The organism is Streptomyces sp. NPDC026377 (assembly GCF_055567715.1).
The window spans coordinates 186844-199765 of sequence record NZ_JBVHPV010000007.1 but is presented as its reverse complement, the minus strand read 5'-3'; the positions used below and the strand labels follow the sequence as shown (position 1 = coordinate 199765).

The window sequence follows — 12922 nt, the reverse complement described above, 5'->3', positions numbered from 1 at the left end:
GGGTCAGCACACCGGCAGCCCCGGCACCGGGGCGTTGTCGGCGCCGCCCTTGAGGTAGACCACGCTGACGTAGACATTGGTGTTGCCGCTGTCGTCGTCGGTGCGCGCCCAGTAGGTGTTGGTCCACTTCCCGTACGTCTCGCGGCGGCCCAGGTCGGTCTGGCAGTAGAAGTAGTTGGTGCCCGCGTTCAGCACGCCCGCCTCACCGCCGTCACGGCGGTAGCTCTTCGCGGTGCGCCACACCTGGCAGTCGAACTTGCCCGGGCCCCCGGGATGGCAGGACGGGGCGGGAGTGGAGCCGGTGCCGCCGCCGGACGTTCCTCCGGCGCCGCCCGGGGTGGCGCTCGCGTGGCCGCCGGTGGGCGCCCTGCCCGGGGCGCTACCGCCCTTCCCGGCGGGGCGCTTGCCGTCCTTGCCGCTCTCGCCGTCCTTGGCGGGGCGGGTCGCGCCGGGTGAGGCGGAGGGGCGGCCGTGGCCACCGGTCCGGCCGGGGCTCGCGGCGCCGGGACCGCCGCCGTCCCACACGCCGCCCGTGCCGTCCTGGGCGCCGGACGCCGAGGGGCTCGCGCCGGACGCCAAGCCGACGGCCTGCTGCCGGGTGCCGTCGTCGTCCCCGGTGCCCACCAGGGCGTACGTGACACCGGCGCCCGTGAGGACGACGGCCGCGACACCCGCCGCCACCAGGGCGCGTGCGCGCCCGCTTCGCGCGGAGGGCTCCGCTTCGGGCTGCTGGGTGACCAGCGGCCCGAAACCCTGCGGCCGGTGCGGCAGCACGTCCCGTACGGTCGCCTCGCGCGGCGGCGCCACCGGCCGCGGGGCCGGGGCGGGCGCCTGGACGGGCGGCGCGTCCATCGCGGGCGTGACGGCCGCGTCCCGGCCCTCGGCCACCGCCGCCAGCATCCGGGCCGCCGTGTCCGCGTCCGGGCGGCGGGCCGGGTCCTTGTGCATCAGCTCGCGCAGGACGGGCGCGAGCGGCCCCGCGTGCCCCGGCTCGGGCAGCGGCTCCGACACGATCGCGGAGAGCGTGGACCAGGTGGAGGTGCGGCGGAACGGCGAGGAGCCCTCCACCGCCGCGTACAGCGTGGCGCCCAGCGCCCAGACGTCGGAGGCGGGGCCGGGGTCCTGGCCCTGGGCGCGCTCGGGCGCCAGGTAGTCCAGGGAGCCGACCAGCTCGCCGCTGCGCGTCAGGTGCGTGGCCGAGCCGTCGCCCGGGTCGTCCATGGCGGCGATGCCGAAGTCGGTGAGGACCACCCGGCCGCCGTTTTCGAGCAGGATGTTGCCGGGCTTGACGTCCCGGTGCAGCACGCCCGCGCGGTGGGCGGCGGCGAGCGCCTGAAGGACCCGGGCGCCGATCGCGGCCGCCTCGCGCGCGTCCAGCGCGCCCCGCTCGGCCAGCACCCCGTCGAGCGAGGGCCCCTCGACGAGCTCCATCACGATGACCGGACGGCCGTCGTGCTCGGTGACGTCGTGCACGGCGACCACTCCAGGGTGGCGCACGCGCGCGGCGGCGCGGGCCTCGCGCTGCATGCGCAGCCGCAGATCGCTCAGTTCTGGCCCGGACATGTCCGTGTAGGTGCGCAGTTCCTTGACCGCGACCTCGCGGCCCAGCACCTCGTCGCGGGCGCGCCAGACGACGCCCATGCCGCCCCGGCCCAGCTGTTCGATCAGCCGGTAGCGGCCCGCAAGCCGGTCGTTCTCCCCCGAAGACACCGCTGCCCCGTTCCTGTGGTGATGGTGGTCGCGTCCAGGGTAGAGCCTGTCTTCGAACCCCCGTCGCCCGCCCGGAGGCCGGGTGCGTGCCGGGCGCCGAGGGCGCGGACGGGGTCAAAGACAGGCTCTCGGCTTCAAGCGCGGACGCACGCGCTTCCCCTCGCGGAATCCGCAACTCCCGCTCGGACAAGGAGTGGTGGGCGGTCCCCACGTGATGCGACCTGCAACCACACGGGAAAGCCCCATATTTACACAAGAAGAACTTCAAGCCAGAATTTGAGCAATCAGGCCATTTAAGTCATTGGATCATTCATTATGATGAATCGGGCGTCTTCCCGGCTAGGTTGATGAGTGCCGGCCGGAGAATTTCTCCGACTGAGCAAAAGGGAAGGCGTACATCATGCGCTCCATGCGCACCACCCTCGTTCCCCGTACGGTCTTGATCGCCGCGATCGCCGCGGCCGGCCTGGCCTTCACCCCCACCCTCGCCTCCGCGGCGGCCCCGGCCGAGACGAGCAGCACCAGCACCGCCACCGGCTTCGGCATCCTCGGGTTCCCCGGCGCCAACGGCGCCAACGGCGTAGGCACCAACGGCGGTGTCGGCGGTCTCGGCGGCACCGGGGGCGCGGCCGGCGCCAACGGCAACGGCGGTACCGGAGGCGCCGGCGGCAACGGCGACGGCAGCGCGAGCACCGGAGGCGCGGGTGGCACCGGCGGGGCCGGTGGCGCCAACGGCAACGGCGGTGCCGGCGGCTTCGGCGGCGCGGCCAAGCTCGGCGGTACAGGCGGCAAGGGCGGAGTGGGCGGCGTAGGCGATGCCGGTGCCGGTATCGCAGGCGGCAAGGGCGGCAACGGCGGCGCGTCCATCGTCGGTGGCGGCCACACCGGTGGCAGGGGCGGCGCCGGCGGCGCGGCCAGCCCGGTGTGCCCCGGCAAGCCCGGCGGCAACGGCACCGCGGCCACTCTCACGGCCGACGGCACCACCGGTGCCACAGGAGCAGCCGGCAAGACCACCCTCCCCTGCTGAACGGGCTCTCGGGCAAGCGACAGGCCCGTGACCCAGTTGCGGTCAGGAACGGAGTACGGGCCCGACCGTGACAGAAGATCCAGGACACACTCAGGTGTCACGTGAGCGGTACGGGCCACCGAGATGTGGTGAACCATTCACGAGAGCGCCCGGCTGGAAGAACTCCAGCCGGGCGCTTTTTCGTCCCAAATCGTCAACCGAGGTGTACGGGCCGGGCTCAGGGGCGGCGGTGACAGCCTCGCGGCTACGGGGCCGTGACGGTGAGCGCGGACCGGCGCGGTGAGGAGAAGCCGTCGAGGTCCTCGCGGGTCAGTCCGGTCAGCCGGGTGACCTCCTCGGTGTCGAGGGCGCCGCAGTCCAGACCGCGCAGCAGGAAGCCGCTGAGCGCCTTGGCGGTGGCGGGCTCGTCCATCACGTCGCCGCCGGCCTTGGCCACATAGGCCGCCAGACGTGCCGCGGCGGCCTCCAGGCCCTCGCGGTAGAAGGCGTAGACCGCCGCGTACCGGGTGGGCAGGTGGCCCGGGTGCATGTCCCAGCCCTGGTAGTACGCGCGGGCCAGGGCGCGGCGGGTGAGGCCGTAGTGGAGGCGCCAGGCCTCGTGGACGTGGGCGGTGGGGCCGACGGGAAGGACGTTGGTGGAGCCGTCGGAGACCCGTACGCCGGTGCCCGCGGCGGCCACCTGCATCACCGCCTTGGCGTGGTCGGCGGCCGGGTGGTCGCTGGCCTGGTAGGCGGCGGAGACGCCCACGCAGGCGCTGTAGTCGAAGGTGCCGTAGTGCAGCCCGGTCGCGCGGCCCCCGGCGGCGTCGATCATCCGGGCCACGGCGGCGGTGCCGTCGGAGGCCAGGATCGACTGGCTGGTCTCGATCTGGATCTCGAAGCCGAGCCGCCCGGCGGGCAGGCCGTGGGCCTTCTCGAAGGCCTCCAGGAGCCGGACGAAGGCGGAGACCTGCTCGGGGTAGGTCACCTTCGGCAGGGTCAGGACGAGCCCGTCCGGCAGACCGCCGTGCTCCATCAGGCCGGTGAGGAAGACGTCGGTGGTGCGGATGCCGCGGTCGCGTACCGCCGCCTCCATGCACTTCATACGGATGCCCATGTACGGGGCGGCCGTGCCGTTGGCGTACGCCTCGGTGATCAGCCGGGCCGCGCGCGCGGCGGCGGCGTCCTCCTCGGCGTCCGGGCGCGGGCCGTAGCCGTCCTCGAAGTCGACGCGCAGGTCCTCCACCGGCTCGCGCTCCAGCTTGGCGCGGACCCGCTCGTACACGGGCCCGGCGAGGGCGTCGGCGATGCCGAGGACGCGGGCGAAGGAGGCGGCGTCGGGGGCGTGCTCGTCGAGGGCGGCCAGCGCCCGGTCGCCCCAGGAGCGCAGGGTGTCCGCCTCGAAGAGGTCGCCGGGCACGTAGACGGTGTGCACGGGCTGGCGGGTGCCGGGGTCGCCCGGGTAGCGGCGGGCGAGCTCCTCGTCCACGGCCGCCAGCGAGGCGCTGATCTCCTCGCTGACCGTGCCCGCGAGGCTCGTCGCCACCTTCTCCTGTTGACCCATCCTGCACCCTCCACACCTTCGGTTTTCCACTGAACGGAATCGTCGATCCGCATAGCAGAATTTAGTTAGGGGTACCCGTCGCGTCAATGGTTGCCCGAAACGGCCGGGGGCCGCGCGGCGAAGATCACCACGCGGCCCCGGGGCACTACGGACGAGCAGGTCAGCCCTTGCGCGCCTGCACCGCTTCGGTCAGCTGCGGCACGACGTCGAACAGGTCGCCCACCACGCCGTAGTCGACCAGGTCGAAGATCGGCGCCTCGGCGTCCTTGTTGATCGCGACGATCGTCTTCGAGGTCTGCATACCGGCGCGGTGCTGGATGGCACCGGAGATGCCGGAGGCGATGTAGAGCTGCGGCGAGACCGACTTGCCGGTCTGGCCGACCTGGTTGGAGTGCGGGTACCAGCCGGCGTCGACGGCGGCGCGGGAGGCGCCGACGGCGGCACCGAGCGAGTCGGCCAGCGCCTCGATGATCGCGAAGTTCTCGGCGCCGTTGACGCCGCGGCCGCCGGAGACCACGATCGCGGCCTCGGTCAGCTCGGGGCGGCCGGTCGACTCGCGCGGGGTGCGGGAGACGACCTTGGTGCCGGTGGCCTGCGCGGAGAAGATGACCGACAGGGCCTCGACGGCGCCCGCGGCCGGGGCGGCCTCCACGGCGGCCGAGTTCGGCTTGACCGTGATGACCGGGGTGCCCTTGGAGACGCGGGACTTGGTGGTGTAGGAGGCGGCGAAGGCCGACTGGGTGGCCACCGGGCCGTTGTCGCCGGCCTCCAGGTCGACGGCGTCGGTGATGATGCCGGAGCCGATGCGGATCGCGAGGCGGGCCGCGACCTCCTTGCCCTCGGCGGAGGACGGGACGAGCACGGCGACCGGGGACACGGCCTCGTACGCGGCCTGGAGGGCGTCCACCTTCGGCACGACGAGGTAGTCGGCGAACTCGGGGGCATCGGCGGTCAGGACACGGGTGGCGCCGTGCTCGGCCAGCGCGGACGCGGTGGCCTCGGCGCCGGGGCCGAGGGCGACCGCGACCGGCTCGCCGATGCGGCGGGCCAGCGTCAGCAGCTCCAGAGTGGGCTTGCGGACGGCGCCGTCGACGTGGTCGACGTAGACGAGAACTTCAGCCATGGGACTCAATCTCCTGCGAGTGCGAAGAATCTGGGGGCAGTTGGGGCTCTGCGAGCCTTAGATGAACTTCTGGCTCGCGAGGAACTCGGCCAGCTGCTTGCCGCCCTCGCCCTCGTCCTTGACGATCGTGCCGGCGGTACGGGCCGGACGCTCGGCGGCCGAGTCGACCGCGGTCCACGCGCCCGCGAGGCCGACCTCGTCGGCGTCGAGGTCCAGGTCGCCCAGGTCCAGCGACTCCACCGGCTTCTTCTTGGCGGCCATGATGCCCTTGAAGGACGGGTAGCGGGCCTCGCCCGACTGGTCCGTCACGGACACGACGGCCGGCAGGGACGCCTCCAGCTGCTCCGACGCGGTGTCGCCGTCGCGGCGGCCCTTGACCACGCCGTCCTCGACCGAGACCTCGGAGAGCAGCGTGACCTGCGGAACGTTCAGACGCTCGGCGAGCAGCGCCGGCAGCACGCCCATGGTGCCGTCGGTCGAGGCCATGCCGCAGACGACCAGGTCGTAACCGGTCTTCTCGATGGCCTTGGCGAGCACCAGCGAGGTGCCGACGACGTCGGTGCCGTGCAGGTCGTCGTCCTCGACGTGGACGGCCTTGTGGGCGCCCATGGAGAGCGCCTTGCGCAGCGCGTCCTTGGCGTCCTCGGGGCCGACGGTCAGCACGGTGATCTCCGCGTCGTCCGCCTCGTCGGCGATCTGCAGTGCCTGCTCGACCGCGTACTCGTCGAGCTCCGAAAGGAGGCCGTCGACGTCGTCGCGGTCGACGGTCAGGTCATCGGCGAAGTGCCGGTCGCCGGTGGCGTCGGGCACGTACTTCACACAGACAACGATCCTCAAGCTCACGCCGGCTCTCCTACTGCATCGTCATTTCTGGGCTGCCTTGTTGCACGCAGCATAGGCGCCTGATGGGGCGGTTTCCGGTCGGGGCGACCGACGCTCCGAACGAAATATTACTCGTCAGTACACCCACTGTGTTCCCCGTAAGCAAGCGCTTTGAACTGTGACGTTGCCAACGCTGAGTAACCGGCGAGTACGGAGACGATTCAGTCCCGCAACGCGTTGAAGCGGCCCTGGTGGTACAGGAGCGGACGGCCGGGTCCGGCGGGCTCGCCGACGACGGCCTCGGCCACCACGAGGCGGTGGTCACCGGCCGGGACACGCGCGGCCACCCGGCACACCAGCCAGGCCAGGACGCCGTCGAGGACGGGCACGCCCTCGGGGCCCGGCCGCCAGCGGGTGGCGCCGCCGAAGCGGTCGGCGCCGCTGCGGGCGAAGGTCGCGGCGAGGTCTTCCTGGTGTTCGCCGAGTATGTGGACGCCTATGTGCTCGGCCTCGGAGATCACCGGCCAGCTGGAGGAGCCGGTGCCGATGCCGAAGGAGAGCAGCGGGGGCTCGGCGGCCACCGAGGTGAGGGAGGTGGCGGTGAAGCCGACGGGCCGGCCGTCACGCTGTGCGGTGATCACCGCCACACCGGCGGCGTGCTGACGGAAGACCGCGCGGAACAGCTGGGGGGAGGCGGCGCGTGCGGTGCCGAGTTCGGGCGAAGCCGTCATGGAGTTGTCCTTCTGCGGTCGGTGCGAGGGGGCTGGGGACTGCTCAGCAGCCCGGACAGCGCGCACGTGCGGTGCGGGCGGCGTCCGCGGGGACGCACCCGAGGAGAAGGATTCTGTTCGGCACGTCGTCAGATTGACGATTGCGGGTACACGCAGTCAAGTGCCTTCTACGATGTGGGAGATCCGTCACGGCCCCCTCCGACCCGCTCACACCGCCCGCCCCAGCGCCGCGATCACGTCGGCCCTGCGGGGCTGTCCCGCCGCGCGGCGCACGATCCGGCCGGAGCGGTCCAGGACCAGGACGGTGGGCGTGACCCGAATCTCCAGCTCCCGTACCAGCGCCAGGTGCTCCTCGGCGTCGATCTCCACGTGGGCGACTCCTTCGACCATGGCGGCAACGTCCGCCAGGGTGCGCCGAGTTGCCCGGCAGGGCTGGCAGAACGCGCTGGAGAACTGCACCAGGGTCGCCCGCTCGCCCAGCTCGGCGCCCAACTGGGCTGCTCCCAGCCTCGGCCCGTCCTCGCCCACCGTGCTCCCTCTCCTTCGTCCCGCCGTCCCGCCCGTTCAGCGCCGAGGGCCGCCCAGAAGATTCCCACCCGCCCCCGACCTGGGCGTACGTGACGAGAATCTCCCCGTCCGAAGGCCCCAGGACTGGCCACCACGGCGCGTATCGGGCACGATCTGCCCAACGCCGAAAACCTACGGCCGCGTAACTTCCTCCGGAAGAACCCTCCCCCGGGAAAACAGAAGGGTCTCCCCCAGATGGCAGAGCTCGTCTATCGGCCGGTCGTCGGCGCCGCTCTCACGATGTTCAAGGCGCTCGACCTGAAGATCGACACCCAGGGTTCGGAGAACATCCCGCGCTCCGGCGGCGCGGTGCTCGTCAGCAACCACATCAGCTATCTGGACTTCATCTTCACCGGACTCGCCGCCCTGCCGCAGAAGCGCCTGGTTCGCTTCATGGCCAAGGAGTCGGTCTTCCGGCACCGGATCTCAGGCCCGCTGATGCGCGGGATGAAGCACATCCCGGTCGACCGCAAGCAGGGGGAGAACGCCTACGCGCACGCGCTGGAGTCGCTGCGCTCGGGAGAGATCGTCGGGGTCTTCCCCGAGGCGACCATCTCGCAGTCGTTCACGCTGAAGAGCTTCAAGTCGGGCGCCGCCCGGCTCGCCCAGGAGGCCGGGGTCCCGCTGATCCCGATGGCGCTGTGGGGCACCCAGCGGGTGTGGACCAAGGGCCGGCCGCGCAACTTCAAGCGCAGCCACATCCCCGTCACCATCCGTGTCGGCCAGCCGGTCGAGGCGCCCGCCGACCAGTTCGCCGGAGCCATCACCCGGCGGCTGCGCGAGCGCTGCCAGGAGCTGCTGGAAGCCGCCCAGCGCGCCTATCCCGTACGCCCCAAGGACGCCGCGGACACCTGGTGGATCCCGGCCCACCTCGGCGGCACCGCGCCCACGCCCGAAGAGGTGCGCGAGCGCGAGGCCAGCCACTGAGGCGGCGCCACCGCCACATCGTCAGGCCCCGGCGGTGACCGGGGCGTGCACGGTGACGTGCGCCCCGGGGCTCACCTTCTCCAGCAGCTCGGCGAGCTCCGCCCCCGCCTCCTCCAGGCGGGCGTGCGGAGCCATCCCCTCCAGCAGGAAGAGGGCGTTGGCGGTCTCCTCGGTGAGCCGGGTGCGCACGCCCTGGCGCCAGTTCCAGCGCCGGCAGGTGACGCCCTCGTCGTCGCACCACACCACCTCGCCCGCGTCCGGGTGCTCGATCGCCGGCTCGCCGCCCGCCACCGTGGGGAACGGCTCCTGACCGGTGGCCCGGACCAGCCGCATGGATCCCGCGATGTGGTCGGTGTCCTCGCCGCCCACGGGGACGAGGTGGGCCACGCTGACCGCGTTGTAGACGTCGACGAGGCGGTTGATCCGCGGCAGCCCTCCGTCGGCGAGCGCACGCTTGGCCAGCGCCTCCGCCGAGTTGCGGGTGCGCGAGGGCTTGGCACCGAACGCGGTGTACGCCTCCCGCCAGGCCGCCATGTGCGGGTCCTCGTGCGGGGCGCGGGACCCCAGCCGCTCCCGCAGCCGCCGGGCGGCGTCGTCGAGCAGCGCCGAACTCGCCTCGTCGCTGGGGCCGTTGACGAGCCCTCGGGCCTCCACGGCGAGATGGGTGAAGCCGGGCGCGAGCGCGCGCACCTCGTCGGATACGGTGACGGTGAGCGTCATGGTGGGTCGTGCCTCACAGTTCGGTCGGGAGCGTCCGCCAGAGGTACGGACGGTCGGGCGCGGCCCGCAGAGCGGTCGGCAGCACCGAATGCGGTACATCATAGAGTACCGGACAGTCCACCTCGTTGAACTTCGAACGCACCCTCCAGGGCGGCCGTTCCTCGTCACGGAACGTGGGACGGCCATACCCGCCGGGCGGGTGAGCGTACGGAAGCGGCCGACCGCAAGTCAATGACTTACGGTCGGCCGCATACCCATTCACACGGCAGCTCGGCTGCCGACCGCGAGGTCGCTCAGCGGGCCAGCTCTTCCTTGAGCGCCGTGAGGAAGCCGTCCACGTCGTCCTCGGTGGTGTCGTACGAGCACATCCAGCGCACGTCGCCCGCCGCCTCGTCCCAGAAGTAGAAGCGGTAGCGCTTCTGGAGCCGCTCGCTCACATCGTGCGGCAGCCGGGCGAAGACCGCGTTGGCCTGGACCGGGTAGAGGATCTCGACCCCGTCGACCGAGCGGACGCCGTCGGCGAGCCGCGCCGCCATCGCGTTGGCGTGGCGCGCGTTGCGCAGCCACAGGTCCTTGGCGAGGAGCGCCTCCAACTGCACCGAGACGAAGCGCATCTTGGAGGACAGCTGCATCGACATCTTGCGGATGTGCTTCATCCGGCGCACCGCGTCCGGGTTGAGCACCACGACGGCCTCCCCGAAGAGCATGCCGTTCTTGGTGCCGCCGTAGGAGATCACGTCGACACCGGCGGCGTTGGTGAACGCGCGCATCGGCACGTTCAGGGACGCGGCCGCGTTGGCTATCCGGGCACCGTCGAGGTGCACCTTCATCCCGTGCTGGTGGGCGTGGTCGCAGATGGCGCGGATCTCGTCGGGCGTGTAGACCGTGCCCAGCTCGGTGTTCTGGGTGATCGAGACGACCTGCGGCATCGCGCGGTGCTCGTCCTCCCAGCCCCAGGCCTGCCGGTCGATGAGCTCGGGGGTGAGCTTGCCGTCCGGGGTCGGCACGGTGAGCAGCTTCAGCCCCGCCATGCGCTCCGGCGCGCCGCCCTCGTCCACGTTGATGTGCGCGGACTCGGCGCAGACCACCGCACCCCAGCGGTCGGTCAGCGCCTGGAGGGCGACGACGTTGGCGCCCGTTCCGTTGAAGACCGGGAACGCCTCGGCACCGGCGCCGAAGTGGCTGTGGATGACGCGCTGGAGGTGGCCGGTGTAGTCGTCCTCGCCGTAGGCGACCTGGTGCCCGCCGTTGGCGAGGGCGATGGCGGCGAGGATCTCGGGGTGCGCGCCCGCGTAGTTGTCGCTGGCGAAGCCGCGCACCTCGGGGTCGTGGTGCCGTCGCGCGTCCGTCCTCACGGCTTGGGGGTCAGCCACAGGCGCTGTCCGTTCACTTCCTCGGCGGGCTGGTCCCAGACGCCGGTGATGGCCTCGGCCAGCTCCTTGACGTCGGTGAAGCCCGCGAACTTGGCGTTCGGGCGCTCGGCGCGCATCGCGTCGTGCACCAGTGCCTTGATCACCAGGATGGCGGCAGCCGTGTGCGGCCCGGCCTCGCCCCCCGCCTTGCGGAACGCGTCGGCGAGCGCCAGGGTCCAGGCCTCGGCCGCCGCCTTGCCCGCGTTGTACGCGGCGTTGTTCGCGGTGGGCTTGTGCGCCCCGGACTGGCTGACCAGCACGAAACGGCCCCGGTCGCTGCGCAGCAGCCCGTCGTGGAAGGCGAGCGAGGTGTGCTGCACGGTCTTGACCAGCAGCTTCTCCAGAAGCTCCCAGTCGGCGAGGTCGGTCTCCGGGAAGGAGGGGCTGCCGCGCCAGCCGCCCACGAGGTGGACCAGGCCGTCGATCCGGCCGAACTCCTTCTCGGTCCGGGCCGCCCACTCGCGGGTGGCGTCCAGGTCGAGCAGGTCGACGGTGTCGCCGACGACGGTCGCGCCGCCGTGGGCGTAGCGCGCCGCGTCCACGGCCTCCGCGAGCCGTTCCGGGTCCGCGTCGGACGCCACCACGGTGGCGCCCGCCTCGGCGAGCCGGAGCAGGGCGGCGCGGCCCGCGGGGCCCGCCGCACCGGCCACCGCGACGACGGCGCCGTTCAGCGGCCCGCTGCCATTGCTGTTGACGTTCATGTTCGTCTCCTCCGCACCAGTGCTCACGCGGCAGCCCGCTGGGTGCTCGCCGCGGTGATCCCCTTGGTGGAGGCAATCACGTCCTTCAGCTTCTTGGCGAGCGCCTCATAGAACATGCTCAGGGGAAACTCGTCCGCGAGCACGTCGTCGACGAGCTTGCGCGGCGGCAGCGAGAGGTCCAGGGCGTCGGGGCCCTTGGCCCAGCGCGATCCCGGGTGCGGGGCGAGGTAGGTGGAGACCAGGTCGTACGCCGCGAACCAGTGCACCAGCTTCGGGCGGTCGATGCCGTCCCGGTAGAGCTTCTCGATCTCGGCGCAGAGCTCGTTGGTGACCCGGGGGGCCTGCTCCCAGTCGATGTGCAGCTTGTTGTCGGTCCAGCGCACCACGTCGTGCTTGTGCAGGTACGCGAAGAGCAGCTGGCCGCCGAGGCCGTCGTAGTTGCGGTTGCGGTCGCCGGAGACCGGGAAGCGGAACATCCGGTCGAAGAGCACCGCGTACTGCACGTCGCGGCCGTGCTGGTTGCCCTCGGCCTCCAGCTTCACGGCCTCCTTGAAGGCGGTGAGGTCGCAGCGCAGCTCCTCCAGGCCGTACATCCAGAACGGCTGGCGCTGCTTGATCATGAACGGGTCGAACGGGAGGTCGCCGTGGCTGTGGGTGCGGTCGTGGACCATGTCCCAGAGCACGAAGGCCTTCTCGCAGCGCTCCTGGTCGCTCACCATCTCCCGGATGTCCTCGGGCAGTTGCAGACCGAGGACGTCGACGGCCGCCTCGGTGACGCGGCGGAAGCGGGCGGCCTCGCGGTCGCAGAAGATGCCGCCCCAGGTGAACCGCTCGGGCGCCTCGCGCACGGCGATGGTCTCCGGGAAGAGGACGGCCGAGTGGGTGTCGTACCCGGCGGTGAAGTCCTCGAAGGCGATGCCGCAGAAGAGCGGGTTGTCGTAGCGGGTGGCCTCCAGCTCGGCCAGCCAGTCGGGCCACACCATGCGCAGGACGACCGCCTCCAGGTTGCGGTCCGGGTTGCCGTTCTGCGTGTACATGGGGAAGACGACCAGGCGCTGGAGCCCGTCGGCGCGGTCCGCGGCCGGGTGGAAGGCGAGCAGCGAGTCCAGGAAGTCCGGCACGTCGAAGGCGCTGTCGGCCCATTTGCGCAGGTCCGCGACGAGGGCGTGGTGGTAGGCGACATCGTGCGGCAGCAGCGGGGAGAGCTCCTCGACCGCGCCCGCGACGCGCTCGACCGCGGCCTCGACGGTGGCGCGGGCCGGGGCGCCCTCGGCGTCGAAGTCGATGGAACCGTCCTTGGACTGCCAGGGCCGGATCTCCTCGACGGAACTCTTGAGCACGGTCCAGGCAGGGTGCTCGACCACGGGCCGGGCAGCGGCAACGCCCCCGACAGCCACGTCCTGCACAAGAATTTCCGTCATGTCACTTCCTTCACGGGAGAACCTCGCGTTAAGACACCGTATCCGTGTTCGGTTACCCCGCTCAAGGGGGATCTCCGGAAATTATCCTGTGCGCCGTCACACACGCCGCTGTTCTTCCTGCGAAGCTCCGCCGGGGCACTCGGTTCTGCCACGGCGCGGACGTAGTGCCGCTCGGGCCGCCCACCCGTTGTCAAGGGAACGGCAACTCGCCCACCCGC

Annotated in this window: 12 protein-coding genes; 2 read left to right on the top strand and 10 right to left on the bottom strand. The window is 71.9% G+C overall.

What is annotated here, in order from left to right; translation table 11 throughout:
* Positions 1-3: 3 nt before the first annotated feature.
* Positions 4-1710: a serine/threonine-protein kinase gene (locus ACZ4MU_RS17335; RefSeq protein ID WP_467876841.1), complete on the bottom strand. Its 1707-nt coding sequence runs from the start codon at positions 1708-1710 to the stop codon at positions 4-6.
* A 409-nt stretch (positions 1711-2119) separates the two neighbouring features.
* Here ACZ4MU_RS17335 and ACZ4MU_RS17330 point away from each other — a divergent pair, with 409 nt between their 5' ends.
* Positions 2120-2737 (top strand): hypothetical protein, encoded by a 618-nt coding sequence (locus ACZ4MU_RS17330; protein WP_467876839.1) that lies wholly within the window; start codon positions 2120-2122, stop codon positions 2735-2737.
* A 244-nt stretch (positions 2738-2981) separates the two neighbouring features.
* Here ACZ4MU_RS17330 and ACZ4MU_RS17325 read toward each other — a convergent pair whose 3' ends face one another.
* The 5 genes from ACZ4MU_RS17325 to ACZ4MU_RS17305 form a co-directional block, all read right to left on the bottom strand.
* Complete coding sequence (locus ACZ4MU_RS17325) at positions 2982-4280, bottom strand: DUF6986 family protein (protein ID WP_467876837.1); 1299 nt, start codon at positions 4278-4280, stop codon at positions 2982-2984.
* A gap of 160 nt (positions 4281-4440) precedes the next feature.
* Positions 4441-5403 (bottom strand): electron transfer flavoprotein subunit alpha/FixB family protein, encoded by a 963-nt coding sequence (locus ACZ4MU_RS17320; RefSeq protein WP_467876835.1) that lies wholly within the window; start codon positions 5401-5403, stop codon positions 4441-4443.
* A gap of 57 nt (positions 5404-5460) precedes the next feature.
* Positions 5461-6246, bottom strand: a complete 786-nt coding sequence (locus tag ACZ4MU_RS17315; RefSeq protein ID WP_467876833.1) for an electron transfer flavoprotein subunit beta/FixA family protein — start codon at positions 6244-6246, stop codon at positions 5461-5463.
* A 200-nt stretch (positions 6247-6446) separates the two neighbouring features.
* Positions 6447-6956, bottom strand: a complete 510-nt coding sequence (locus ACZ4MU_RS17310; RefSeq protein ID WP_467876831.1) for a flavin reductase family protein — start codon at positions 6954-6956, stop codon at positions 6447-6449.
* A 207-nt stretch (positions 6957-7163) separates the two neighbouring features.
* Entirely contained in the window at positions 7164-7484 is a 321-nt protein-coding gene (locus ACZ4MU_RS17305) for a TlpA family protein disulfide reductase (protein ID WP_467876829.1), read from the bottom strand.
* Between the two features lie 234 nt (positions 7485-7718).
* Between ACZ4MU_RS17305 and ACZ4MU_RS17300 the strand changes: the two genes are divergently transcribed.
* On the top strand, positions 7719-8450 hold the full coding sequence (locus tag ACZ4MU_RS17300) for a lysophospholipid acyltransferase family protein (RefSeq protein ID WP_467876827.1): 732 nt from the start codon (positions 7719-7721) through the stop codon (positions 8448-8450).
* Between the two features lie 21 nt (positions 8451-8471).
* On the opposite strand, the gene ACZ4MU_RS17295 is transcribed toward ACZ4MU_RS17300, so the two are convergent.
* From ACZ4MU_RS17295 to ACZ4MU_RS17280, 4 genes are all read right to left on the bottom strand, one after another.
* Entirely contained in the window at positions 8472-9170 is a 699-nt protein-coding gene (locus ACZ4MU_RS17295; protein WP_467876825.1) for a B3/B4 domain-containing protein, read from the bottom strand.
* 293 nt (positions 9171-9463) lie between these two features.
* Positions 9464-10525 (bottom strand): threonine aldolase family protein, encoded by a 1062-nt coding sequence (locus tag ACZ4MU_RS17290; RefSeq protein ID WP_467877211.1) that lies wholly within the window; start codon positions 10523-10525, stop codon positions 9464-9466.
* Complete coding sequence (locus tag ACZ4MU_RS17285) at positions 10522-11283, bottom strand: SDR family NAD(P)-dependent oxidoreductase (RefSeq protein ID WP_467876823.1); 762 nt, start codon at positions 11281-11283, stop codon at positions 10522-10524. The genes ACZ4MU_RS17290 and ACZ4MU_RS17285 overlap by 4 nt, the downstream gene beginning before the upstream one ends.
* 23 nt (positions 11284-11306) lie before the next feature.
* Positions 11307-12704, bottom strand: a complete 1398-nt coding sequence (locus ACZ4MU_RS17280) for a DUF6421 family protein (RefSeq protein WP_467876821.1) — start codon at positions 12702-12704, stop codon at positions 11307-11309.
* Between the last annotated feature and the right edge of the window lie 218 nt (positions 12705-12922).

Bases quoted from the DNA above. Each gene is read 5' to 3' on its own strand.
- ACZ4MU_RS17330 (WP_467876839.1), top strand. From the start codon at position 2,120: ATGCGCACCACCCTCGTTCCCCGTACGGTCTTGATCGCCGCGATCGCC.
- ACZ4MU_RS17325 (WP_467876837.1), bottom strand. From the start codon at position 4,280: ATGGGTCAACAGGAGAAGGTGGCGACGAGCCTCGCGGGCACGGTCAGC.
- ACZ4MU_RS17320 (WP_467876835.1), bottom strand. From the start codon at position 5,403: ATGGCTGAAGTTCTCGTCTACGTCGACCACGTCGACGGCGCCGTCCGC.
- ACZ4MU_RS17310 (WP_467876831.1), bottom strand. From the start codon at position 6,956: ATGACGGCTTCGCCCGAACTCGGCACCGCACGCGCCGCCTCCCCCCAG.
- ACZ4MU_RS17300 (WP_467876827.1), top strand. From the start codon at position 7,719: ATGGCAGAGCTCGTCTATCGGCCGGTCGTCGGCGCCGCTCTCACGATG.
- ACZ4MU_RS17295 (WP_467876825.1), bottom strand. From the start codon at position 9,170: ATGACGCTCACCGTCACCGTATCCGACGAGGTGCGCGCGCTCGCGCCC.
- ACZ4MU_RS17285 (WP_467876823.1), bottom strand. From the start codon at position 11,283: ATGAACGTCAACAGCAATGGCAGCGGGCCGCTGAACGGCGCCGTCGTC.
- ACZ4MU_RS17280 (WP_467876821.1), bottom strand. From the start codon at position 12,704: ATGACGGAAATTCTTGTGCAGGACGTGGCTGTCGGGGGCGTTGCCGCT.